This is a genomic window from Rhizobium changzhiense (assembly GCF_013087625.1).
GTDB lineage: Bacteria > Pseudomonadota > Alphaproteobacteria > Rhizobiales > Rhizobiaceae > Rhizobium > Rhizobium sophorae.
The window spans coordinates 148,025-172,690 of record NZ_JABFCQ010000004.1 but is presented as its reverse complement, the minus strand read 5'-3'; the positions used below and the strand labels follow the sequence as shown (position 1 = coordinate 172,690).

The window sequence follows — 24,666 nt, the reverse complement described above, 5'->3', positions numbered from 1 at the left end:
TTCCGGACACAAAACCGCTGCGCAGTTTTGCTGGAATTACTCTGAGCGATATCATTTATTTCGATAGCAATTGCGATCTCTCTCGTTTATGGGAGCCCTGCCAGTTGGCTGGGCAGCCGCGCTTTACCAATGCCGAAAGGCGGTAGGGTGAGGAAAGTCCGGGCTCCACGGAAACACGGTGCCGGATAACGTCCGGCGAGGGCGACCTCAGGGAAAGTGCCACAGAAAGCAAACCGCCTGTCATGACAGGTAAGGGTGAAAGGGTGGGGTAAGAGCCCACCGCATCTCCGGCAACGGAGATGGCACGGTAAACCCCACCGGGAGCAAGACCGAATAGGGATGACGCGGTAGGCCGAAAGGCCTTCCGGCTGGTTTCCAGGCCAGTCATCCGGGTGGGTTGCGTGAGGCAGCGTGCGAACGCTGTCCCAGAGGAATGGCTGCCACGTTCCGGTTCACGCCGGAGCCATACAGAACCCGGCTTACAGGCCAACTGGCGATTAACATCTGAACGGCGCGTCAGCCGGATTTTCACCTTAAGTCGCTGAAACCGGTTGTTTTCAAGCAGATGTTTATGCATCCAGTGGATGGATTTTTCGTGCAGGGATACCAATGCGTGTCATTCGTAAAATGACGACGCTAACCCTTTGTTAAACTTAACGGCTTATAAATTTTTGATCATGCGTCTATTGCAAGATGGGCGTATCCCATTGACGCCCATATGGTCCCATGCTATCCCAAATGCGCACTGCACCAGGGCAATCACCTGCCCATTCATCGCAAAGCAAAGGCGTCTTCCTCTCCGGAAGCGTCGGAGGGGTTTTCGCTCATCCGGCTTGCGAAGCTGTGCCTGATATCGGGAGTTTCGGGCGTGTTTTTGTCGTCCGGATCCCTGCGGGAACGGATGTTTCGTGTCATGAGCCGCTTCCTTTCGAACGCGACCAACAGGATCGACGCCAAGGGCAGGGTTTCCGTGCCTTCGGCTTTCCGTTCCGTGCTGGCGCAGCGCAACGTCCAGGAGCTCTATTGCTTCCAGGACTTTGTGTTTCCGGCGATCAGCATCGGCGGTCCGGATCTTCTCGAAAGATTCGAACGGCAGATTGTTGCGGAGGATCCGTTTTCGCCGGATGCGAACGAGATGTCGCTTCTCATTCATGGGGGCGGGGTCTTCATGAAGCTCGACGCCGAGGGGCGGCTGATGGTCACGGATTTCATTCGTGGCTTTACCGGCATCTCGGACGAAGTGACCTTCGTCGGTCGGGCGGATCATTTTCAGCTCTGGCAGCCGCAGGCTTTTGTGGCCGCACAGGCGCAGGCACGAGGGGAGCGCAAGCTGGCGGGCAAGCGTTCCTGAAAGAACGAGGGAACGGAATGGTGGCGAATCCTGGCGGAGGTTCAACTGATGCCGGTGGCGGACCGGTTCGTCACGTTCCTGTTCTTCTCGACGAAGTCCTTGCGGCCTTGGCGCCGGCTTCCGGCAAACTCATTCTCGACGGTACATTCGGTGCGGGCGGTTACAGCGCAGCCATCCTGGCGGCAGGCGCCGAGGTGATCGCGCTCGACCGCGACCCCACGGCGATTGCGGCTGGTCAAGCAATGGTCGCCGCCCACGGCGGTCATCTCAAGCTCGTTCACTCGCAATTCTCGCATCTCGCCGATCATGCGCCGCAGGGCGGGCTCGATGGTGTCGTGCTCGATATCGGCGTCTCCTCCATGCAGATCGATGAGGCCGAGCGCGGCTTCTCCTTCCAGAAGAGCGGGCCGCTCGACATGCGCATGTCGGCCGAAGGCGTTTCGGCCGCCGATGTCGTCAATCGCGCCAAGGTCGCCGATCTCATCCGCATCTTCCATTTTCTCGGCGAAGAAAGCCAGGCGCCGCGCATCGCCCATGCGATCGAGAAGCGCCGCGCCGAAAAGCCGTTTGAAACGACACGCGATCTCGCCGGTCTTATCGAGCTCGTCACGCCGCGCAAGATGAAGGACAAGATCCATCCGGCAACGCGGGTCTTCCAGGCCTTGCGCATCTTCGTCAACGACGAGCTCGGTGAACTGGCGCAGGCGCTGTTTGCGGCGGAAACGGCGCTGAAGCCCGGCGGTCGGCTTGTCGTAGTCACCTTTCATTCGCTCGAAGACCGCATCGTCAAGAAATTCTTCTCCGACCGCGCCGGCAAGGCGTCGGGTTCGCGGCATCTGCCGATCGCGCATGAGCGGGCGGCAACCTTTGCGGCGATCGGCAAGCCGATGGTTTCGGCAAGCGAGGCGGAGGCGGAGATCAATCCGCGCGCCCGCTCCGCCAAGCTGCGCGCTGGTCTGAGGACGGACGCCGCCGCCGAAGCAGCGGATATGTCCCTCTTCGGGTTTCCCAATCTTGCCAATCTCGGAAAGCTTGGAGGTTGATATGCTGAAAACGTTCGATCTCGTGCTCATCGGCGTCATGACGGCCACCGCCGCCGTGACCTACACGATCAAGCACCGCGCCGAATTGAAGCTCGAGGAGGTTCATCGCCTCGAAGCCGAGATCAAGCTCGAGAAGGACACGATCGACCTTCTCAAGGCCGACTGGGCGCTGCAATCGCAGCCGAACCGGCTGGAGCGGCTGGTCAAGGCCTATAATGAAGAATTGAAGCTGCAGCCGACGGAATCGACGGCGCTCGTGCATGCCAAGGAACTGCCGATGCTGAAATCCGAGGTTCCCGTGCCTGACGTGACGGGGGCAAAGGCCAAAGGCGCGCCAGACACCGCCAAGGGCGCGCAAGCCACCGCCAAGGTGCAGCCCATCCCGATGCCCGCGCCACGTGGTGAGGCAGAAGACGCAGACCAGATCGAAACCGGCTCGGTGGAGGAATAATGTCGTTTCTTTCCCGCATCATGGTTTTGAAGAGCCAGGCGCATTTCTCCGCCGGCGTCTATAACCGGTTCGGCGGTCCTTCCCCCGCCGGCCTGGCGATCGAGGGGTCGCGCAAGAAGAAATCAGGGCAGGCAAAAAGCCGCGTCGGCCTGCTGATCCTTGGCTTCATGGGTGTCTACGCCGTCATCGGCGGCCGTCTCGTCGAATACGCGATGAAGGATCAGGAGGTCGTCTCCAGCATCCTGCCGCCCGACCGGTTGATGGCCTCCCGCCCCGACATTCTAGACCGCAACGGCGAGGTGCTGGCAACCGACATTCGCACCGTCTCGCTGTTTGCCGAGCCGAACAAGATCGTCGACGCCGACGAGGCGGTCGAGAAGCTCGCGACAGTGCTGCCCGAACTCGACGTCAGGGACACTTATAAGAAGCTCTCGGTCAAAACCTCGCATTTCGCCTGGCTGCGCCGGCAACTGACGCCGAAGCAGCAGAGCCAGATCCTGGCGCTCGGCATTCCCGGTATCGGCTTCCGGCCGGAGAAGCGCCGCTTCTATCCGGGCGGGGCGACCGCCGCGCATATCCTCGGTTACGTCAACATCGACAACCGCGGTGTCGCCGGCATGGAGAAATTTATCGACGACCAGGGGCTTGCCGATCTCGCCTCCGTCGGCATGACCAGCGACCAGCCGCTCGAGTCGGTGCGCCTTTCGATCGACCTGCGCGTGCAGAACATCGTTCGGGACGCGGTCGTCAACGCCGTCAACAACTTCCAGGCCAAAGGCGCCGGTGCCGCGGTCATTGACGTGCATACGGGAGAAGTGCTGGCGATGGCATCGGCGCCGGATTTCGATCCGAACGATCCGCAGGAAGGCGCCAAGGAGGGTTGGCTCAACCGGATGACCAACGGCACCTTCGAAATGGGCTCGACCTTCAAGACCTTTTCGCTGGCCATGGCGCTCGATAGCGGCAAGGTGAAGATGACCGACAGTTTCGATGCCAGCAAATCGATCTATATCGGCGGCTTCACCATCCACGATTTTCACGGGCAGCGCCGTTGGCTGACCGTTCCCGAGATCTTTCAGTATTCTTCGAATATCGGTACGGCGCGCGTCATCGACATCGTCGGCATCGACGCGCAGAAGGATTACCTAACCAAGTTCGGCCTGTTGACGAAGATGCAGACCGAGTTGCCCGAAGTGAAGATGCCGAGCCAGCCACGCGTCTGGAAGAAGATCAATTCGATCACGATTTCCTTCGGCCATGGCGTATCGACGACGGCGCTGCAGACAGGGGTGGCGGCTGCCGCTCTCGTCAATGGCGGCAAGCTGATCGAGCCGACATTCCTGCCGCGCACACGCGAACAGGCCGATCAGATCGCCACGCAGGTAATCAAGAAGACCACCAGCGACGAGATCCGCTATCTGCTCGACTTCAACGGCTACAGGGGGTCCGGGCGTGTCGCCCGCGTGCCGGGCTTTGGCGTCGGCAGCAAGACCGGCACGGCCGACAAGGTGGTGAACGGGCGTTATTCGGCAACCCTGAATTTCAATTCCTTCATCGCCGCATTCCCCATGAACGATCCCAGATATGCCGTGATCACTTTCTGCGACGAGCCGAAGACCGGCGAGAAAGCCTATGGCGGAACGATCTCCGCCGGTACCGCCGGCCCGATCGCCCGCGAGATCATTAGGCGTGCGGCCCCTATTCTCGGCATCGAGCCGAAATTCGGGGAGGGCGGATCGGCCTTGCTGGTGTCTTATTGAGTGTGAATGAATATCGATGCCGATTCGCGAGGGGTGAACCGGCTTCAAGAGAGAAAAGTGCATTCGATGAAATTGCGAGACTTGGCCGGAGATCAGTTTCCGGAACTTGAAGCACAGCTCGAAGGCCCGGCAGGCCTGCTTGATATTTCAGGCCTGTCTTCGGATAGCCGCAAGGTGGCGCCGGGCAATGTCTTCGTCGCGGTCGCCGGCACCAAGGCGGACGGCGCAGGCTTCATCGCGGATGCCGCCGGCCGCGGCGCTGCCGTCGCGATTGCCTCCCAAGCCGTCGATGCTTCGATCCCCGTGCTTGCGGTCAAGGAGCCGCGCCGTTTCCTTTCCATCGCCGCCGCGCGTTTCCACGGCAGGCAGCCCGACACTATGGTCGCCGTCACCGGCACGGCCGGCAAAACCTCCGTCGCTTCTTTCACCCGGCAGATATGGGCGTATGCGGGCCACGTGGCCGCAATGATCGGCACGACGGGCGTCGTCTCGCCGACGCGCAACGAATATGGCTCGCTGACGACGCCCGATCCGGTGTCTCTGCACCAGCTGCTGGCGGAACTCGCCGGAGAAGGCGTGACGCATGCCGCGATGGAAGCCTCCAGCCACGGTCTCGACCAGTTCCGGCTCGACGGTGTTAGACTTGCCGCCGCCGCCTTCACCAATCTCGGCCGAGACCACATGGATTATCATCCGACCGTCGAGGCCTACATGGCCGCCAAGATGCGGCTTTTCGATACGCTGTTGCCGAAGGGCTCGCCGGCGGTGATCTTCGCCGACGATCCGTGGTCGGCGCAGGCGACCAAGGCCGCGACCGATGCCGGTCACGATGTTCGTACCGTCGGGCGAAAGGGCGATTACCTTACGCTGAAGCGAGTCGAGCACTTCCGCCACAAGCAGATGGCCGAGATCCACATCGGCGGCGAGATCTTCGAGGTGGACATTCCGTTGGCCGGCGATTTTCAGGTGGCCAACGCGCTGGTCGCCGCAGGGCTTGCCATGTCGACCGGCGTTGAGGCGAAGGTTGCAATGGCCGCGCTCGAGAAGCTCGTCGGCGCGTCCGGCCGTCTCGAACTCGTCGGCCATACGAAAGACGGCGCGCTCGCCTATGTCGACTACGCCCACAAGCCGGATGCGCTGGAAAACGTGCTGGGCTCGGTCAGACCTTTCACCACCGGCCGCGTCATCGTCGTTTTCGGCTGCGGCGGCGACCGTGACCGCGGCAAACGGCCGATCATGGGCGAAATCGCCTGCCGTCTTGCCGACGTCGTTATCGTCACCGACGATAATCCGCGTTCTGAGGAACCGGCCTCGATCCGGGCGGAGATCATGGCGGCGGCAAGCTGCGCCGCGGAAATCGCCGATCGCGCCATGGCGATCCGCGAGGCGGTCGGCATGCTGAGATCCGGCGATACGCTGATCGTCGCCGGCAAGGGGCATGAGGAAGGGCAGACGGTCGGCGGCGTCACCCTGCCGTTCTCCGATCATGCGGAGGTGCGCAAGGCCTTGGAGGAGTTGAAATCTTGAGCTGGCTCTGGACGACGGAAGACATGATCGCAGCGATGGCAGGGCGCCCTTTCGGCACGCTGCCCGAAGGTATCACCGGCATTTCCATCGACAGCCGCTCGATTACTCCAGGCCAAGCCTTCTTCGCGATCAAGGGCGACCGCGTCGACGGTCACGACTACGCCTCGATGGCGATGGCGAACGGCGCTTCCCTTCTCGTTGTCAGCGAGGCGAGGCTTCCCGCCATGGGCCGCCTGACGGTGCCGATGATCGTTGTGGAAGACGTGCTCGCGGCACTTGGCCGGCTCGGCCTTGCCTCGCGCGAGCGTTCGCGGGCCCGAATCATCGCGGTGACGGGATCGGTCGGCAAGACGACTACCAAGGAAATGCTGCGGCATGTGCTGTCGCCCTCCGGCAAGGTGCACGCCTCCGTCGCCTCCTTCAACAATCATTGGGGCGTGCCGCTGACGCTGGCGCGCATGCCTGAGGATACGGATTACGGCGTCTTCGAAGTCGGGATGAACCACCCCGGCGAGATCCGGCCGCTGGTGGCGATGATCCGTCCCGATGTCGCCGTCATCACGACGATCGCGCCGGCGCATCTCGGCAATTTCAAGAACATCAAGGAAATTGCCGCCGCCAAGGCCGAGATCTTCGAGGGGCTCGAACCCGGCGGGCATGTCGTGCTCAACCGCGACAATGACCAGTTCAATTTCCTCGACCGCACGGCGCAGTCGCTCGGCATCGAGCATATCCACTCTTTCGGACAGCATGCCAAGGCCGAATTCCGGCTCGCAGAATTCAACGGCTCCGACGAGAATTCGACGCTGTGGCTGACGATCGACGGCGAGACGCTGGAGGTCGCGCTCGGCGCGCCTGGCCGCCATATCGCCGAGAATGCGCTCGCAGCGCTCGGCGTCGTCAGGATCGTCGACGCCGATATGCAGAAGGCGATCGAAGCGCTCGCGACGCTGAGGCCGGAAAAGGGTAGGGGCAAGCGCCACCGGCTTGTCATCGGCGGCGGCAGCTTCACGCTGATCGACGAGAGCTACAATGCCAATCCGGCTTCGATGCGCGCGGCGATCGCGCTGCTGGCAGCCTCCGAGCCGACCGGCCGCGGACGCCGTATCGCCGTGCTCGGCGACATGCTGGAAATGGGCGAGTATGCGCAAAAGGTCCATACCGACCTTGCCGTGCCGCTGCTTGCTGCCGGCATCGAGCATGTGTGGCTCGCAGGAGCCGAGATGGCTGCGCTCAAGGAATCGTTGCCGGAAAGCGTCCATGTCGAATATCGCGAGAACACGGACGAATTGACGGATTATGTATTGAACTCGGTCGCGCCGGGCGACGTGTTGATGGTGAAATCGTCTCTGGGCATCGCTTTCGGCAAGATCGTCGCCGCGCTCCTTGACAAGTTCCCGCCATTTGCCGACACGCAACGCGAATTTTGATCGGGTAAACAAGGGGCCCTGAATGCTGATCTGGCTTGTCGAACTGTCGGAATATTTCAAATTTCTGAACCTGTTCAGATATATTACCTTCCGCACGGGGGCCGCCCTCTTCACCTCAGCGCTGATCGTCTTCCTGTTCGGGCCGACGATCATCAATTCGCTGCGCATCCGGCAGGGCAAGGGCCAGCCGATCCGCGCCGACGGGCCGCAGACGCATTTCAAAAAGGCCGGCACGCCGACCATGGGCGGGCTGATGATCCTGGCCGGCATCGTCGGCGCGTCGCTGCTCTGGGCCGATCTTTCCAACGTCTATGTGGTCGCCACGCTGCTGGTGACGCTGGGCTTCGGCGCGATCGGCTTCTACGACGATTATCTCAAGGTCACCAAGCAGAGCCATATGGGCTTTTCCGGCAAGGCGCGTCTCGGTATCGAATTCGTCATCGCCGGCATCGCCGTCTATTTCATGATGCGCACCGCCCTTGCTTCGGGGATTGCCGGCTCGACCTTCGGCTCCTCGATCGCCTTTCCCTTCTTCAAGGACTTCATGATCAATATCGGCATCATGTTCGTCGTCTTCGGCGGCTTCGTGATCGTCGGCGCGGGCAATGCCGTCAACCTGACCGACGGTCTCGACGGGCTTGCCATCGTGCCTGTGATGATCGCCGCCGCCTCCTTCGGCGTCATCGCCTATCTCGCCGGCAACGTGGTGTTTGCCAACTACCTGCAGATCAATTTCGTGCCCGGCACCGGCGAGCTTGCCGTCGTGCTCGGCGCCGTCATCGGCGCGGGCCTCGGCTTTCTCTGGTTCAACGCACCGCCGGCCGCCATCTTCATGGGCGACACCGGGTCGCTGGCCCTCGGCGGCACGATCGGCACCGTCGCCGTCGCCACCAAGCACGAGATCGTCATGGCAATCATCGGCGGCCTCTTCGTCATCGAGACGCTGTCGGTCATCATCCAGGTCGGTTTCTTCAAGATGACCGGCCGGCGCGTCTTCCTGATGGCGCCGATCCATCATCACTTCGAAAAGAAGGGCTGGACCGAGAGCCAGGTGGTGATCCGCTTCTGGATCGTCGCCGTCGGCCTTGCGATGCTCGGCCTTTCGACGTTGAAGCTCCGGTGAGGCAGCAATGATCCCGGTCACGACGCTCAAGGACAGGAAGGTCGCGCTCTTCGGGCTCGGCGGCTCCGGCTTTGCCACCGCCCGGGCGCTGATATCAGGCGGTGCCGAGGTGACCGCCTGGGACGACAATCCCGACAGTGTCGCCAAGGCCGCTGCGGAAGGCATCAGGACGGAAGACCTGCACAACATCGACTGGAGCCAGCAGGCGCTGTTCGTGCTGTCGCCCGGCGTGCCGCTCACCCATCCGAAGCCGCACTGGACCGTCGATCTTGCGCGAGCGGCCGGCGTCGATATCGTCGGCGACGTCGAACTCTTCGTGCGCGAGCGCCGCGCCCATGCGCCGGATTGCCCTTTCATCGCCATAACCGGCACCAACGGCAAGTCGACCACGACGGCGCTGATCGCCCATATCCTGAAATCCGCCGGCTACGACACGCAGCTCGGCGGCAATATCGGCACTGCGGTGCTGACGCTCGAACCGCCGAAGGCCGAGCGTTATTACGTCGTCGAATGCTCCTCCTACCAGATCGATCTGGCGCCGACGCTGGACCCGTCTGCCGGCATTCTGCTCAACCTGACGCCGGATCATCTCGACCGTCACGGCACCATGCAGCATTATGCCGATATCAAGGAAAGGCTGGTCGCCGGCAGCGATGTCGCGATCGTCGGCGTCGACGACAGCCTTTCGGCGCTGATTGCCGATCGTGTCGAGCGGGCAGGCGTCAAGGTGGTCCGTATTTCGCGCCGCAACGTTCTGGCCGACGGCATCTATGCCGAGGGCACCAAACTCATCCAGGCCGCCGGCGGCGCCATCCTGCCCTTCGCCGATCTCGACGGCATCCAGACGCTGCGCGGCAGCCATAATGCGCAGAACGCCGCTGCAGCCGTCGCCGCCTGCCTCGCCGTCGGGATTTCCGCCGACGACATCCGCGCCGGCCTTGCTTCCTTCCCTGGCCTCAAGCACCGCATGCAGCCGGTCGGCAGACGCGGCCGCGTCGTCTTCGTCAACGATTCCAAGGCGACCAACGCCGATGCGGCGGCGCCGGCCCTTTCGAGCTATGATCGCATCTACTGGATCGCCGGCGGCCTGCCGAAGGCCGGCGGCATTACGACGCTCGCGCCCTATTTCCCGCGCATCGCCAAGGCCTATCTGATCGGCGAGGCGGCGGCGGAGTTCGCGGCGACACTCGGCGAGGCCGTACCTTACGAGATCTCGGGCACGCTGGAGCGGGCGGTCGCGCATGCGGCAGCGGATGCGGAGCGCGACGAGGCCGCTGCTTCTACGGTGATGTTATCCCCGGCTTGCGCAAGCTTCGACCAGTATAAGAACTTCGAAGTCAGGGGCGAAGCCTTCGTCGGCCACGTGGCGGCGCTTGACGGGATTACGATGCTGATCGGTCCGGCAACAGGAGAGAAATGACATGGTAAGCCGCGCGGAACGTGGGCCTCTGGCCGATTGGTTCTGGACCATCGACCGCTTCTTCCTGGCGATGTTCATCTTCCTGATGGGCATTGGCTTCATGCTGTCGTTTGCGGCATCTCCCGCGGTTGCCGAGCGTATCGGGCTCGAACCTTTCCACTTCGTCAAGCGCCAGGCGGCCTTCATGATCCCCTCGATCGCCGTGATGCTCGGGCTTTCTTTCCTGACGCCGCGCCAGGTGCGGCGAACCGCAATCCTGATCCTGATCATCTCGCTCGCCATGATGGTGCTGGTGCTGTTCGTCGGGCAGGAGGTCAAGGGCGGCAGGCGCTGGATCTGGATCGCCGGCCTTTCCATTCAGCCGTCGGAATTCATGAAGCCCGCCTTCGTCGTGGTCTGCGCCTGGCTGTTTGCCGAACATGCGCGCCAGCCGGAGATCCCCGGCAATCTCTTTGCCATCATCCTGTTCGGCATCGTCGCGGCCCTTCTTATCGCACAGCCGGACCTTGGCCAGACCATTCTGACGACCGCTGTCTGGGGCGGGATGTTCTTCATGGCCGGCATGCCGTGGATCTGGATCGTGCTGCTCGGTATCGGCGGCGCCGGGGGCCTGCTCAGCGCCTATTACGTCTTTCCGCACGTCGCCGGCCGCATAGACAAGTTCATGACCGGCGAGGGTGATACGTTCCAGATCGATACAGCGCGCGAGGCGATCATCCGCGGCAGCTGGTTCGGCCAGGGCCCGGGCGAGGGCATCGTCAAGCGCATCATCCCGGATGCGCATACCGACTTCATCTTCTCGGTCGCGGCCGAGGAATTCGGCATCGTCTTCTGCATGGCGCTCGTCGCGCTGTTTACCGTGCTAGTGTTGCGCGGCCTCTCGCATGCCTATCGCGAGCGCAACGACTTCAACCGTTTCGCCGTCGCCGGCCTAGTGCTGCAGATGGGCATCCAGTCGATCATCAATATCGGCGTCAATCTCGAACTGCTGCCGGCAAAGGGCATGACGCTGCCGCTGATTTCCTATGGCGGCTCGTCTATGGTGGCGATCTGCGTCACCGCCGGCTTCATTCTGGCGCTGACGCGCCATCGACCGGAAAAGCGCGCACAGGACCGGAGTCTCTTCCGTGTCCCGCACGGCATGCCGGCGGAGTAGAAGACCATGAGCAAAGGCATCGTGCTGCTCGCCGCCGGGGGAACCGGCGGCCATGTGTTCCCGGCGGAGGCGCTGGCCTTCAAGCTGAAGGAGCGCGGCTATTCGGTGCATCTCGTCACGGACAGCCGGGCGGAGCGTTATGCCGGCAAGTTCCCGGCCGAGGAGATTCATGTCGTGCCGTCGGCGACGATCGGCTCGAAGAACCCGGTTGCGGTTGCCCGCTCGCTATGGACGCTTTGGAGCGGGATGCGGGCGGCGAAGAAGCTGATCCAGCGGCTGCAGCCTGTTATCGTCGTCGGTTTCGGTGGTTATCCCACCGTGCCGCCGCTGCTTGCCGCCACCCGGCTCGGCGTGCCCGCGATGATCCACGAGCAGAATGCAGTGATGGGGCGCGCCAACAAGGCCTTGGCAACTCGCGTGCAGGCCATCGCCGGCGGTTTCCTGCCGGAGGGAGGCGCTGCCTTTCCAGACAAGACGGTGACGACGGGCAATCCCGTCCGCCCGGCAATCATCGCCGCAGCGGAGGTGCCTTACACGCCGTCGCATGCGGGCGAGGCCTTCAACCTCGTCGTCTTCGGCGGCAGCCAGGGCGCGCAATATTTCTCCAAGGCGCTGCCGACGGCGATCAGCCTGCTCGACGACGCGCTTCGCGTGCGGCTCCGCATCACCCAGCAGGTGCGTCCCGAGGACATGGAGATGGTCAGCGGCTGCGTCGCCAGGCTGGAGATGGGAGCCGATATCGCACCCTTCTTCACCGACATGGCCGAGAGGCTAGCCAGGGCGCATCTCGTCATCTGCCGTTCGGGCGCCTCGACGGTTTCGGAAATCTCCGTCATCGGCCGGCCTGCGGTGCTCGTGCCTTACCCGCACGCTCTCGATCACGACCAGGCGGCGAATGCGGCGGCACTTGCTGCGACCGGCGGGGCGAAGGTGATCGCCCAGTCGGAGCTTTCGCCGGGGAAGATCGCGGCGATCCTGGCGGCTGTGATGAACGATCCAGAAAAGCTTTCGCACATGGCGGCGGCGGCGAAACTCGCCGGGAAACCCGATGCGGCGAACTTGCTTGCCGACATGGTTGAGGCTATTGCCGCCGGACGGACAATTGCAGAATTCAAGAGGACACGCGCATGAAACTGCCGAAGGCGATCGGTCTCGTCCATTTCATCGGCATTGGCGGCATCGGCATGAGCGGCATTGCCGAGGTGCTGCACAATCTCGGCCACAAGGTGCAGGGATCGGACCAGGCCGACAGCGCCAATGTCCAGCGCCTGCGCGACAAGGGCATCGAGGTCTTCGTCGGCCACAGGGCGGAAAACCTGGGTGAGGCCGAAGTCGTCGTCGTCTCGACGGCAATCAAGAAGAGCAATCCGGAACTCATCGCCGCGCGCGAAAAGCTGCTGCCGGTGGTGCGCCGCGCCGAGATGCTCGCCGAGCTGATGCGCTTCCGCAATGCGATCGCCATCGGCGGCACGCATGGCAAGACGACGACCACCTCGTTGGTCGCCACGCTGCTCGAAGCTGGTGGGCTGGACCCGACCGTCATCAATGGTGGTATCATCAATGCCTACGGTACTAATGCCCGCATGGGCGAGGGTGAGTGGATGGTGGTCGAGGCCGACGAATCGGACGGCACCTTCCTGAAGCTTCCGGCCGATGTTGCGGTCATCACCAATATCGACCCGGAACATCTTGACCATTACGGCAATTTCGACGCCGTGCGTGCCGCCTTTCGGCAGTTCGTCGAGAACGTGCCGTTCTACGGCTTCGGCGTCATGTGTCTCGACCATCCCGAGGTGCAGTCGCTGGTCGGCCGCATCGAGGACCGCAAGATCATCACCTATGGCGAGAACCCGCAGGCCGACGTGCGCTTCAAGAATGTGCGCATCGACGGCACGCGCTCGATCTTCGACGTCGAAATCCGCCGCCGCCGCACCGGTCAGGTAATCGAGCTCAAGGGGCTGGTCATGCCGATGCCCGGCCGGCATAATATTTCCAACGCGACGGCGGCGATTGCCGTTGCCAACCGGCTCGGCATATCGAGCGCAGATATCGCCAAGGGGCTCGCCTCCTTCGGCGGCGTCAAGCGCCGCTTCACGCTGACCGGCGAGTGGAATGGCGTGCAGATCTTCGACGATTACGGCCATCACCCGGTCGAGATCAAGGCGGTGCTGCGCGCCGCCCGCGAATCCTGCAAGGGGCGTGTCATCGCGGTCCACCAGCCGCACCGCTTTAGCCGTCTTGCGAGCCTGTTCGAGGAATTCGCCGCCTGCTTCAACGATGCCGACAGCATCTTCCTGGCACCGGTCTATGCGGCCGGCGAGGATCCGATCGAGGGTATCGATTCCGTGTCGCTGGTCTCGCGCATAAAATCCGGTGGCCATCGCGACGCCCGCTTTCTGAGCTCGGCGGAGCTTCTACCGCAGATGGTTGCGGAGGTTGCAAAGCCTGGCGATTTCGTGGTTCTGTTGGGGGCTGGGAGCATCACATCCTGGGCGGCGGCGCTGCCCAAACAACTGGAAGGCCTATCGGGAAAGTCCGTATGAAACAGGTGAATGGGGAAAAGCTTCTCGCGTCTCTGGGAGACGGTGTAAAGGATATCCGCGGTCGTATCACGCCGGATGCCCCCATGGACCGCGTCACCTGGTTCAGGGCCGGCGGCTTGGCCGAGCTGATGTTCCAGCCGCATGACGTCGATGACCTCATCGCCTTCCTGAAGATATTGCCGGAGGAGGTACCGCTGACGGTGGTCGGCGTCGGCTCCAATATCCTGGTGCGCGACGGCGGCATTCCCGGCGTCGTGCTGCGCCTGTCGGCCAAGGGGTTCGGTTTCGTCGAGCTTGCCGGCGAAAACCGGATTCTCGCCGGCGCCATCTGCCCTGATAAACATGTGGCGGCGATGGCGATGGATAACGGCATCGGCGGCTTCCATTTCTTCTACGGGATTCCAGGCGGTATCGGCGGCGCGGCGCGCATGAATGCCGGCGCGAACGGTGTCGAGACGCGCGAGCGGCTGATCGAAGTCAATGCTGTCGATCGCAAGGGCAACAAGCATGTGCTCTCCAATGCCGAGATGGGCTACTCCTACCGGTATTCGGCAGCGCCCGCCGACCTGATCTTCACCTCCGTGCTGTTCGAGGGCTACCCGGAAGAGCGCGCGCAGATCCGCGCCGAGATGGATGCCGTGCGCAATCATCGCGAGACGGTACAGCCGGTGCGCGAAAAGACAGGCGGTTCAACCTTCAAGAACCCGGCCGGCCATTCGGCCTGGAAACTGATCGACGAGGCAGGCTGCCGCGGCCTCGTCATCGGCGGAGCGCAGATGTCGTCGCTGCACTGCAACTTCATGATCAACATGGGGCAGGCGACCGGTTACGATCTCGAATATCTCGGCGAACAGGTACGTCGCGAGGTCTTCGAAAAAGACGGCATCAAGCTCGAATGGGAAATCAAACGCCTCGGCGTCTTCATGCCGGGCCGTGAGGTGCGTCCGTTCCACGGCGTGACGAGCGAATAACGGTTTACGTCACCGCAAGCTTCAGGCCTTCGCGCGGCGTGACGAGGGGCGACCAGCCAAGCACTTCGCGGGCGTGGGATATGTCGACTTGCAGGGAACCGCAAAGACGCTGGTAAACGGCGTCCTTTCCCGTGACTCTGGCGCCCATCTGCAACAGGATGGGAGGGAAGGGGAGCAGCATCGGTTTGACACCCAGCCCTGCGGCAATCCCTTCAATAAGCCCGGGAGTCGACAGATCTTCACCATCGCCTGCGAGAAAGGTCTGGCCGGCAGCACCCGGATGCTTCATCCCAGTGATGATCAGGTCGACGAGATTTGGAAGCGCGACCAGTGTCCGGCGGTTCTTCAGTGACGCGAAGGGGAGCGGTATCTTCTTCCGGACAAGTCCGACGAGCAGGGCGAAGTTGCCCCGCGCGCCGGGTCCATAAACGAGCGGCGGCCGAATGACGACGACTTCCAAGCCTGTTCGGGCGGCGATTTCATGCAGCCCGATTTCAGTTTCCAGCTTCGAGATGCCATAGGGATCGATCGGCATTGGCGTATCGTCATGCCGGAAGGGCCGATCGTTCTCCTCGCCATTGACCTTGATGCTGCTGATGAAGACGAACCTTTTTACGCCTGCGCGGGCGGCCTGCTCGGCGAGGTTCAACGTGGCGGCCGTGTTGATCCGACGAAATTCCGCAAGCGGATCGGCTGCGCGGTCGTGCATGATGTGAACACGAGCGGCGAGATGGACGATGACATCAATACCCTCGAGAGCCGCTGTCCAATCGGTTTCGCTTGTTATCTCGATGGGGAAATGCCGCACGGATGTCGGGAAGCTGGCGGCTGCAGATCGCGTCGTCACCGCAAGCTCGCATATCCGCTCTCCATGCAGTCTTTCGACGAGAGGCCCACCGACAAAGCCGGCTGCGCCGGTAATGAGGCATCGCATGATCTGTTCCCGTTTTGCCGTGAGTGTTCCGGTTAGCCGGAAGTGCTGACGGCATCAATAAAAAAGCCGCGACGTTAGCCGCCGCGGCTTGTTATTCATTTGCGGATCGAGGTTCAGACTTCCTCGCGGCCCGACAACCGGATGCAGACCAGCGAGATCACTGCCGAGGCAGCGAGGTAGTAGCCGACATAGTCCAGACTATAATGGGTGGCGAGCCAGGTGGCGATATAAGGGGCGAGCGAAGCGCCGAAGATGCCGCCGAGGTTGAAGGTCATCGAGGCGCCGGTATAGCGCACCGTGGCCGGGAAGGGGGCGGCGAGCGCAGCGCCGATCGGACCATAGGTGAAGCCCATCAAGCCGAGGCCGATGATCGAGCATAGGAAAGCGCCTGTGAGACCGCTGGTCAACAGCGTCGCGTAGAAGAAGCCGAAGATGGCGATGGCAATCGTCGTCAGCGTCAGGATGGTGCGGCGCGAATAGAGATCGGAGAGCCAGCCGGAGAGCGGGATCGTCAGGCCGAAGAAGACGACGCCGACAAGCTGGACGACCAGGAACTGCTCGCGGGAGTAACCGAGCCCACCCTTTTCCAGAGGTGTCGTACCCCAGGAGAGGGTGAAGACCGTCATCAGGTAGAACAGCACGAAGGTCGCAACGGCGATGAAGGTGCCGAGGATCAAGCTACGCAGATGGTTGCGGAAGACCACCTCGATCGGCACGGCGACGCGCTCGTGCTTTTCGACGGCTTTGCGGAATTCCGGCGTCTCGGCGATCTTCAGGCGGACATAGAGGCCGACGGCGACCAGCGCTAGGCTGGCGATGAAGGGAATGCGCCATCCGTAGTCGAGGAAATCCTCATTGCTCATCGTTTCCGCGAGGATGAGGAAGAAGCCGGAGGAGAGGATGAAGCCGATCGGAGCGCCGAGTTGCGGGAACATGGCGTACCAGCTGCGCTTGCCGGGAGGAGCGTTTTCGGTGGCAAGCAGAACGGCGCCACCCCATTCGCCGCCGAGGCCGAGGCCCTGACCGAAGCGGCAAAGCGCCAGCAACAGCGGCGCGGCGATGCCGATCGCATCATAGCCCGGCAGCATGCCGATCAGGACGGTCGAAAGCCCCATCGTCATCAGCGCGGCGACGAGCGTCGCCTTGCGGCCGATGCGATCGCCGAAATGGCCGAAAACCACGGCGCCAATGGGGCGGGCGAAGAAGGCGATCGAGAAGGTGACGAGCGACTGCAGCGTTGCGGCGTTCGAATCGCTTGCCGGGAAGAAGAGATGCGGGAAGACGAGGACGGCTGCCGTCGCGTAGACGTAGAAGTCGAAGAATTCGATGGTGGTGCCGACGAGGCTGGCGATAAGGACGCGAGCCGGAGAATTGACTTGCGCGCTGTTCGAGGCAGGAGTCGGCGATGCAGAGATCGCGTCTGTCATTTTCATTCCAATCAATATTTTTATGAAGCGCCTTGGGAGGCTCGCGGGTCTTAACGCAATTTCAGATCCGAGAAAATGTCAAAACATGCATTCGGTACAGGGGACGCGGCCTGCATGCGTTACCGGCTCGCATCCCCCGGTCATTTCAAATCCTTGGGTTTTCCTTCCTTGCGCGAGGCTTGCCACGGCGGCGCCCGTGTGCTTGACCGGAATCGAATTGTAACAGATTCATTGCTAACCCTCTGGTTGAGGGCAGAGGAGATATCCATGCAAAAGAGTCTTGTTGCCGAATTTCTCGGCACGTTCTGGCTGGTCTTCGGCGGATGCGGCAGTGCCGTGCTGGCCGCGGCCTATCCCGAGCTTGGAATAGGTTTTGTCGGCGTGGCCTTTGCGTTCGGTCTGACCGTGCTCACCATGGCCTATGCCGTGGGCGGCATTTCGGGCGGTCATTTCAATCCCGCCGTCTCGCTCGGCCTTACGGTTGCCGGACGGTTTCCGGCGGCGCGCCTCGTTCCCTATATCGTCACGCAGGTTGTCGGCGCCATCGCCGCGGCGGCGCTGCTTTATCTCATCGCCAGCGGCAAGGCGGGTTTCGAACTCGGCGGCTTTGCCGCCAACGGATATGGCGATCATTCTCCGGGCGGTTATTCACTGCTTTCGGCGCTGCTGATCGAAGTGCTGCTCACCATGTTCTTCCTGATCATCATCTTGGGATCGACCAGCAGCCGGGTGCCTGCGGGCTTCGCGCCGCTTGCCATCGGCCTCGGGCTGACGCTGATCCATCTCGTTTCTATCCCCGTGACGAATACCTCGGTCAATCCGGCCCGTTCCACCGGCCAGGCGCTTTTCGTCGGTGGCTGGGCGCTGCAGCAGCTCTGGCTGTTCTGGATTGCGCCGCTTGCAGGTGGCGCGCTCGGCGGGTTCGTTTGGAAATTCCTCGACGACGCCGACTGACTGCAAGATACCGAGCTATCCCATTGAGCCCGCCCGGTTTTTCCGTGCGGGTTTTTCTGTTTTCGCGGATCGGCGGCATCTTCGATCTGGCAATCCCGAAGACGAGAAGGTTAAAAAATCAAGGGCGCGGCAATACGAAGTTAACGAAAGTAAACACTTCATTAACCATAATGATGCTCTAATGCACCCAGGTCGGACAAAGGCCTGAAACGGCGCAGACAGCTTCGCGCAAGCGTCGATTTCGAAAATGAAAGTTATTTTTGGGGGTGTTGATGAGTCGCAAGCATGTCGCTGTCCTGATGGGCGGATTTTCCTCGGAAAGGCCTGTCAGCCTTTCCTCGGGAAAGGCTTGCGCAGAAGCTCTCGAGGCAGAGGGCTTCGACGTGACGCGCATCGACGTGGCGCGCGACGTTTCCGAGAAGCTTGCCGCGCTGAAGCCCGATGTCGTCTTCAATGCGCTTCATGGCCCGTTCGGCGAGGACGGCACCATTCAGGGCATCCTCGAATATCTCGAGATCCCCTATACGCATTCGGGCGTGCTTGCCTCGGCGCTTGCGATGGACAAGGATAAGGCGAAGCTCGTTGCCGCCGCTGCCGGTATTCCGGTCGCCGAATCGCAGGTGGTCAACCGTTTCGCCTTTCCCTCGACGCATCCGATGAAGCCGCCCTATGTGGTCAAGCCTGTCCGCGAGGGGTCGAGCTTCGGCGTCGTCATCGTCACGGAGGATCAGGCGCATCCGCCGCAGATCGTCAGCTCGCCCGAGTGGCGTTACGGCGAAGAGGTGATCGTCGAGCGCTATGTTTACGGTCGCGAACTCACCTGCGGCGTCATGGGTGAAACTCCGCTCGGCGTCACGGAAGTGGTGCCGCAGGGACACAATTTCTATGATTACGACTCCAAGTATGCGGCAGGCGGTTCAAAACACGTCATCCCCGCGAAAATTTCACCGAATATTTACCAAAAAATACAAACATTGTCCCTAAGGGCGCATCAGGCAATCGGTTGTCGCGGCGTCAGTCGGTCCGACTTTCGTTACGACGATCGTTTCTCCGAAGACGGCGAAATCATCTGGCTGGAGGTCAATACCCAGCCAGGTATGACTCCAACCTCGCTCGTGCCCGAAATGGCCGGTCATGCCGGCTATTCATTTGGTCAGTTTCTCCGGTGGATGGTGGAGGACGCGTCTTGTTTGCGTTGACGGTCAAGAGGATTGGGCGCCCCAGCCATCATGCCGTGCTTCCGATCATGGAAGCCGAAGAGCGGTTCGTGCTGCCGCGTCCGCTGCGCCGGGTCACGCGCTTCCTGATCAGCCTTTGCAGCGGCCGCATCTACATTCCTGTTCATACGGGCACGGTCTCGGCGCTCGCTTTCTTAGGCGCGACCGGGCTTTACGGCATGTCGCTCGGCGGTCACACCGAAGCCGTCGCGCAGGCGACGACGACGGCCGCGGGTTTTGCGATCGAGGACGTGAAGGTCTCCGGCAATTCGGAAACCTCCGAAATCGAGATCCTACAGCTGATCGGCCTTGATGGCACGACCTCGTTGGTCGCCCTCGACGTCGATGCCGCCCGCCGGAAGATCGCGCATCTTCCCTGGGTCGAAAATGTCGAGGTCCGCAAGATTTATCCGAAGACCATCGAGGTGAAGCTCAAGGAGCGCCAGGCCTATGCGATCTGGCAGCACGGGCAGGAGCTTTCGCTGATCGAAAAGAACGGCAGCGTCATTGCGCCGCTGCGCGACAATAAGTTTTCGGCGCTGCCGCTGGTTGTCGGCCGGGATGCGGAAACGGCGGCGGCTTCACTGGACGACGCCTTCTCGAAGTGGCCCGACGTGAAGGCCCGCGTGAAGGCCTATGTCTGGATATCCGGCCGTCGCTGGGACCTGCATATGGATAACGGCGTCGTCGTCAAGCTGCCGGAAGACGGTATCGACCAGGCACTGGCGACGCTTTCGAAGTTCGACAAGGAGCACCAGCTGCTGGAGCGAGATATTGCCGCAGTCGATCTCAGGCTGGCCGACAGAACCGCGATCCAGCTGACGCCGGAGGCGGCGATCCGCAGGCAGACGGCAGTGACAGAGCGTACGAAAGAATTGAAGAAGGCGGGGCAGAATATATGAGCTTGTTCGGTTCATCCCATTTCGGATTGCCGCGCCTGAAGCCGCTTTCGTCGAAGCGGTCGCATGTCGTTTCGGTGCTCGACATCGGCTCGACCAAGGTCGTCTGCATGATCGGCCGGCTGACGCCGCGCGAGGAAAGCCAGATCCTGCCGGGCCGCACACACAATATCGAGATCATCGGCATCGGCCACCAGCGTTCCCGCGGCATCAAGACCGGCGTCATCGCCGATCTCGACGCGCTGGAAGGCGTCATCCGTCTCGCCGTCGATGCGGCCGAGCGCATGGCGGGGCTGACCGTCGAGAGCCTGATCGTCAACCTGACGGCCGGCCGGCTCGGCAGCGATATCTACACCGCAACGATCGATCTTGGCGGCCAGGAAGTCGAGCTCAACGATCTGAAGAAGGTGCTGTCGGCAGCCTGCCAGCAGTCCCTGCGCCAGGACCGTTCGGTGCTGCATTCGCTGGCGACCGGCTTCTCGCTCGATGGCGAGCGCGGCATCCGCGATCCGCTGGCGATGTATGGGGATGCGCTCGGCGTCGACATGCATGTAGTGACGGCGGAGCGCTCGGCGCTGAAGAACCTCGAACTTAGCGTCAATCGTGCGCATCTGTCGGTCGAGGGCATCGTCGCGACGCCCTATGCATCGGGCCTTGCGGCTCTCGTCGACGACGAGGTCGAGCTCGGCTGCGCGGCGATCGACATGGGCGGCGGCACGACGACGATCTCGGTCTTTGCTGAAGGCAAGCTCGTTCATACGGATGCCGTCGGCCTCGGCGGTCATCACGTCACCACCGACCTGGCGCGCGGTCTTTCGACCCGCATCGAGGATGCGGAGCGTCTGAAGGTCGTGCATGCCTCGGCGCTTTCGAATTCCTCCGACGAGCGCGAGCTGATCTCGATCCCGCCGATCGGCGAGGACGATCGCGACCAGCCGTCGCAGGTGCCGCGGGCGCTGGTTTCGCGCATCGTGTCCGCCCGAATCGAAGAGACGATGGAACTGATCCGCGACCGTATCCAGCGTTCGGGTTTCAGCCCGATCGTCGGCAAGCGCGTCGTACTGACCGGCGGGGCGAGCCAGTTGACCGGCCTTGCCGACGTGGCGCGGCGCATCCTTGCCCGCAACGTCCGCATCGGCCGTCCGATGGGCGTCTCGGGGTTGCCGACGGCGGCCAAAGGCCCGGCCTTTTCGACGGCCGTCGGCCTGATGATCTATCCGCAGGTCGCGGACATGGAGACACATGCGTCACAGAGCGGCCTGCTCATGTCGCTTGGGGGAAATAACAGCCGCATAGCTCGCATGGGCCAGTGGCTGAAGGAAAGCTTCTGAAATTTGCGTAATTGGCCGGCGTGGCGATGCGGCCAGAGAGAGAAGGAACAGGTACCATGACCATCAAGCTGCAAAAGCCTGACATCACAGAGCTGAAGCCGCGCATCACCGTGTTCGGCGTTGGCGGCGGTGGCGGCAATGCCGTCAACAACATGATTACCGCCGGCCTCCAGGGCGTCGACTTCGTCGTCGCCAACACGGATGCGCAGGCGCTGACGATGACGAAGGCCGAGCGCATCATCCAGCTCGGCGTCAACGTCACCGAGGGCCTCGGTGCCGGCTCGCAGCCGGAAGTCGGCCGCGCGGCCGCCGAGGAGTGCATCGACGAGATCGTCGATCACCTGAACGGCACGCATATGTGCTTCGTCACCGCCGGCATGGGCGGCGGCACCGGCACAGGTGCTGCTCCAGTTGTCGCACAGGCGGCCCGCAACAAGGGCATTCTGACGGTCGGCGTCGTCACCAAGCCGTTCCATTTCGAAGGCGGGCGCCGCATGCGTCTGGCTGAGATGGGCATTCAGGAGCTGCAGAAGTCTGTCGATACGCTGATCGTCATTCCGAACCAGAATCTCTTCCGCATTGCCAACGACAAGACGACCTTCGCCGATGCTTTCGCCATGGCTGACCAGGTTCTCTATTCGGGCGTTGCCTGCATCACCGACCTGATGGTCAAGGAAGGCCTCATCAACCTCGACTTCGCCGACGTCCGCTCGGTGATGCGCGAAATGGGCCGCGCGATGATGGGCACTGGCGAAGCCTCCGGCTCCGGCCGCGCGCTGCAGGCCGCAGAGGCTGCTATCGCCAACCCGCTGCTCGACGAAACCTCGATGAAGGGCGCCCAGGGCCTGCTGATCTCCATCACCGGCGGTCGCGACCTCACCCTCTTCGAAGTCGACGAAGCCGCGACCCGCATCCGCGAGGAAGTCGATCCTGACGCCAACATCATCCTCGGCGCCACCTTCGACGAATCGCTCGAAGGCATCATCCGCGTCTCGGTCGTCGCAACCGGCATCGACCGGGCGATGAACGAAGCCGCCGAGCGCAACCTCCAGCCGGCCGCAAGGCCCGCTATCCGTCCCTCCGCGGCTGTTGCTCCGGCAGCGGCCGCAGTGCAGCCTGCCCCCGTGATGCAGGCACCGAAGGCCATGGATCCGATCGCGCAGACCATCCGCGAAGCCGAGATGGAACGCGAACTCGAAATTCCGGCCCCGCGTGCTGCCGCACCGCTGCAGCAGCCCGTAGTACAGCAGGAAACCTTCCGTCCGCAGAGCAAGATCTTCGCGCCTGCGCCGGAAGCTCCGGCAATGCGTCCGGCACCGGTGCAGCAGCAGGCTCCGGCGCCCGTCATGAGCCAGCCGGTCATAAGTCAGCCGGTCCAGCAGCAGCCGGTCCGGCAGGAGCCGACCATCCGCCAGGCCGAACCGGTGCGCATGCCGAAGGTTGAGGATTTCCCGCCGGTCGTCCAGGCCGAACTCGACCACCGCACGCAGCCGGCTTCCGCGCACGCGGCGGAGGAGCGCGGCCCGATGGGTCTGCTCAAGCGAATCACCAATTCGCTTGGCCGCCGCGACGACGACGCCGTTGCCGCCGATATGACCGCAGCACCGCCGGCCGCTTCGCAGCAGCGCCGTCCGCTGTCGCCCGAGGCAAGCCTCTACGCACCGCGCCGCGGCAACCTCGACGACCAGGGCCGGGCAGTTCCGCAGGCCCGGATGATGCAAGAAGACGACCAGCTGGAAATCCCGGCATTCCTGCGTCGCCAGTCGAACTGAGGCCGTGCTTCGGCACCGTTTATGCCCGGGATCAAGGTCCCGGGCATTGCTGTTTTTCAGCCTGCGATTCGCGAGCAATTTCAATCGCGTGACTTCGTAACAAAGCGAAAGAAACAGTGATTTGGATTGAAGCGCCGGCGCACGTAAGTATGGTGCAATGAAACTGCCCTAGGAGACCTTTCGACAGGCTCCGGCTGCAGAATGAACGATGGCCGTGCCGATCGGACAGACCGCCGGTACGGAAGAATAAAAGGCAGAATTTATGGCGATTGGCTTGCTGGGTTTTCAAACGACGGTATCGCGTCCCGTGACGCTTTCGGGCACCGGGGTCCATTCTGGCGCGGAAGTCTCGATCACCCTCAATCCGGCCGAATCGGACACCGGCGTCGTTTTCCAGCGCCTGCATGACAATGGCGACATCACCGAACTCAAGGCCGTCTCCTCGCAGGTCGGCAATACCGACCTCTGCACCGTGCTCGGATTCTCGCCGGCCCATTCGGTCGCGACGATCGAGCATGTCATGGCCGCCGTCTATGCGCTCGGCCTCGACAATGTGGTGATCGAGGTGCAGGGCTCCGAAATGCCGATCATGGACGGCAGCTCGCTGCCCTTCGTCGAGGCGATCGAGCAGGTCGGTCTCGTCTCGCTCGGCGTCAAGCGCCGCTATATCCGTATCACCAAGCCGGTGCGAATCGAGCATGGCGGCTCCTGGAGCGAATTCCGCCCCTATGACGGCACGCGCTTCGAAGTCGAGATCGATTTCGATTGCCCGCTGATCGGCCGGCAGAAGTGGGCCGGCGACATGACCGCCGCCGTCTTCAAGGCCGAGCTTTCCCGCGCGCGCACCTTCGGCTTCATGCGCGATGTCGAGCGTCTCTGGGCGTCGGGCCACGCGCTCGGCTCCTCGCTCGAAAACTCCGTCGTCATCTCGGACGACAACACCGTCATCAACGTCGAAGGACTGCGTTACGCCAAGGACGAATTCGTCCGCCACAAGGCGCTCGATGCCGTCGGCGATCTCTCGCTTGCCGGCGCCCAGTTCATCGGCTGCTACCGTTCCTATCGCGGTGGTCACAAGATGAACGCCAATGCGCTGAAGGCGCTGCTCGCCGATCCCTCCGCCTACGAGGTGGTCGAGACGTCGACGCCGCGCCAGCGCGTCGCTGCCCGCGAACTGATCGCGGTCAGTGCTTCGGAATTCGCTCCCTGGTCGGCATGACCTCCAGCATATTCTCAAGACCAGGCCGCCTCTTTCCCGGAGGCGGTTTTTTTATGTCCGGCCGTGTCTGCGGCAATAGCCCGATGCGTTGTCGCCACAGGTCGGGAAGAAGTTGTAAAGCCGATCATTTCTGAGGCT

Annotated in this window: 20 protein-coding genes and 1 other RNA gene; 19 read left to right on the top strand and 2 right to left on the bottom strand. The window is 62.5% G+C overall.

Going from position 1 to position 24,666, the window contains the following annotated elements; all coding sequences use genetic code 11:
• Positions 1-100 precede the first annotated feature (100 nt).
• The 13 genes from rnpB to murB all read left to right on the top strand — a co-directional run bounded on the left by rnpB (position 101) and on the right by murB (position 14,775).
• Positions 101-498, top strand: an RNA gene (gene rnpB / locus G9X68_RS20980) — RNase P RNA component class A.
• A gap of 415 nt (positions 499-913) precedes the next feature.
• On the top strand, positions 914-1,351 hold the full coding sequence (gene mraZ / locus G9X68_RS20975) for a division/cell wall cluster transcriptional repressor MraZ (protein ID WP_244956229.1): 438 nt from the start codon (positions 914-916) through the stop codon (positions 1,349-1,351).
• A gap of 17 nt (positions 1,352-1,368) precedes the next feature.
• Complete coding sequence (gene rsmH, locus G9X68_RS20970) at positions 1,369-2,394, top strand: 16S rRNA (cytosine(1402)-N(4))-methyltransferase RsmH (protein WP_171604070.1); 1,026 nt, start codon at positions 1,369-1,371, stop codon at positions 2,392-2,394.
• Position 2,395: 1 nt separating this feature from the next.
• Positions 2,396-2,845 (top strand): cell division protein FtsL, encoded by a 450-nt coding sequence (ftsL, locus tag G9X68_RS20965; protein ID WP_171604069.1) that lies wholly within the window; start codon positions 2,396-2,398, stop codon positions 2,843-2,845.
• The gene (locus G9X68_RS20960) at positions 2,845-4,605 is read left to right on the top strand and encodes a peptidoglycan D,D-transpeptidase FtsI family protein (protein WP_171604068.1); all 1,761 of its coding nucleotides are present in this window, start codon (positions 2,845-2,847) and stop codon (positions 4,603-4,605) included. Before ftsL ends, G9X68_RS20960 begins: the two co-directional genes overlap by 1 nt.
• Before the next feature lie 6 nt (positions 4,606-4,611).
• Entirely contained in the window at positions 4,612-6,132 is a 1,521-nt protein-coding gene (locus tag G9X68_RS20955; protein WP_171604067.1) for a UDP-N-acetylmuramoyl-L-alanyl-D-glutamate--2,6-diaminopimelate ligase, read from the top strand.
• A complete protein-coding gene (locus G9X68_RS20950; RefSeq protein WP_171604066.1) occupies positions 6,129-7,562 on the top strand; it encodes a UDP-N-acetylmuramoylalanyl-D-glutamyl-2,6-diaminopimelate--D-alanyl-D-alanine ligase in 1,434 nt (477 codons plus the stop codon). Before G9X68_RS20955 ends, G9X68_RS20950 begins: the two co-directional genes overlap by 4 nt.
• A gap of 22 nt (positions 7,563-7,584) precedes the next feature.
• Positions 7,585-8,685: a phospho-N-acetylmuramoyl-pentapeptide-transferase gene (gene mraY, locus G9X68_RS20945; RefSeq protein ID WP_003541415.1), complete on the top strand. Its 1,101-nt coding sequence runs from the start codon at positions 7,585-7,587 to the stop codon at positions 8,683-8,685.
• 7 nt (positions 8,686-8,692) lie between these two features.
• Positions 8,693-10,105 carry a UDP-N-acetylmuramoyl-L-alanine--D-glutamate ligase gene (gene murD / locus G9X68_RS20940; RefSeq protein WP_171604065.1) on the top strand — a complete coding sequence of 471 codons (1,413 nt, stop codon included), beginning with the start codon at positions 8,693-8,695 and terminating at the stop codon, positions 10,103-10,105.
• A gap of 1 nt (position 10,106) precedes the next feature.
• The gene (gene ftsW / locus G9X68_RS20935; RefSeq protein WP_129419907.1) at positions 10,107-11,261 is read left to right on the top strand and encodes a putative lipid II flippase FtsW; all 1,155 of its coding nucleotides are present in this window, start codon (positions 10,107-10,109) and stop codon (positions 11,259-11,261) included.
• Positions 11,262-11,267: 6 nt separating this feature from the next.
• The gene (gene murG / locus G9X68_RS20930) at positions 11,268-12,392 is read left to right on the top strand and encodes an undecaprenyldiphospho-muramoylpentapeptide beta-N-acetylglucosaminyltransferase (protein WP_171604064.1); all 1,125 of its coding nucleotides are present in this window, start codon (positions 11,268-11,270) and stop codon (positions 12,390-12,392) included.
• Positions 12,389-13,804: a UDP-N-acetylmuramate--L-alanine ligase gene (murC, locus tag G9X68_RS20925; protein ID WP_171604063.1), complete on the top strand. Its 1,416-nt coding sequence runs from the start codon at positions 12,389-12,391 to the stop codon at positions 13,802-13,804. Before murG ends, murC begins: the two co-directional genes overlap by 4 nt.
• Positions 13,801-14,775, top strand: a complete 975-nt coding sequence (murB, locus tag G9X68_RS20920; protein ID WP_171604062.1) for a UDP-N-acetylmuramate dehydrogenase — start codon at positions 13,801-13,803, stop codon at positions 14,773-14,775. The genes murC and murB overlap by 4 nt, the downstream gene beginning before the upstream one ends.
• 4 nt (positions 14,776-14,779) lie before the next feature.
• Here the strand turns inward: murB and G9X68_RS20915 are convergent, their stop codons facing one another.
• Both G9X68_RS20915 and G9X68_RS20910 read right to left on the bottom strand, forming a co-directional pair.
• Positions 14,780-15,709, bottom strand: coding sequence for a UDP-glucose 4-epimerase family protein (locus G9X68_RS20915; RefSeq protein WP_171604061.1), 930 nt, complete (start codon positions 15,707-15,709; stop codon positions 14,780-14,782).
• Between the two features lie 113 nt (positions 15,710-15,822).
• Positions 15,823-17,136 carry an MFS transporter gene (locus G9X68_RS20910; protein WP_171604060.1) on the bottom strand — a complete coding sequence of 438 codons (1,314 nt, stop codon included), beginning with the start codon at positions 17,134-17,136 and terminating at the stop codon, positions 15,823-15,825.
• A gap of 267 nt (positions 17,137-17,403) precedes the next feature.
• Between G9X68_RS20910 and aqpZ the strand changes: the two genes are divergently transcribed.
• The 6 genes from aqpZ (at position 17,404) to lpxC (ending at position 24,528) form a co-directional block, all read left to right on the top strand.
• The gene (aqpZ, locus tag G9X68_RS20905; RefSeq protein WP_171604059.1) at positions 17,404-18,090 is read left to right on the top strand and encodes an aquaporin Z; all 687 of its coding nucleotides are present in this window, start codon (positions 17,404-17,406) and stop codon (positions 18,088-18,090) included.
• 272 nt (positions 18,091-18,362) lie between these two features.
• Positions 18,363-19,289 (top strand): D-alanine--D-alanine ligase, encoded by a 927-nt coding sequence (locus tag G9X68_RS20900; protein WP_017961294.1) that lies wholly within the window; start codon positions 18,363-18,365, stop codon positions 19,287-19,289.
• Positions 19,277-20,209, top strand: a complete 933-nt coding sequence (locus tag G9X68_RS20895) for a cell division protein FtsQ/DivIB (protein WP_129419920.1) — start codon at positions 19,277-19,279, stop codon at positions 20,207-20,209. Before G9X68_RS20900 ends, G9X68_RS20895 begins: the two co-directional genes overlap by 13 nt.
• Positions 20,206-21,537, top strand: coding sequence for a cell division protein FtsA (gene ftsA, locus G9X68_RS20890; protein ID WP_003561012.1), 1,332 nt, complete (start codon positions 20,206-20,208; stop codon positions 21,535-21,537). Before G9X68_RS20895 ends, ftsA begins: the two co-directional genes overlap by 4 nt.
• Before the next feature lie 56 nt (positions 21,538-21,593).
• On the top strand, positions 21,594-23,309 hold the full coding sequence (gene ftsZ, locus G9X68_RS20885; protein ID WP_171604058.1) for a cell division protein FtsZ: 1,716 nt from the start codon (positions 21,594-21,596) through the stop codon (positions 23,307-23,309).
• Positions 23,310-23,571: 262 nt separating this feature from the next.
• A complete protein-coding gene (gene lpxC, locus G9X68_RS20880; RefSeq protein WP_129419922.1) occupies positions 23,572-24,528 on the top strand; it encodes a UDP-3-O-acyl-N-acetylglucosamine deacetylase in 957 nt (318 codons plus the stop codon).
• The last annotated feature ends 138 nt before the right edge of the window (positions 24,529-24,666 follow it).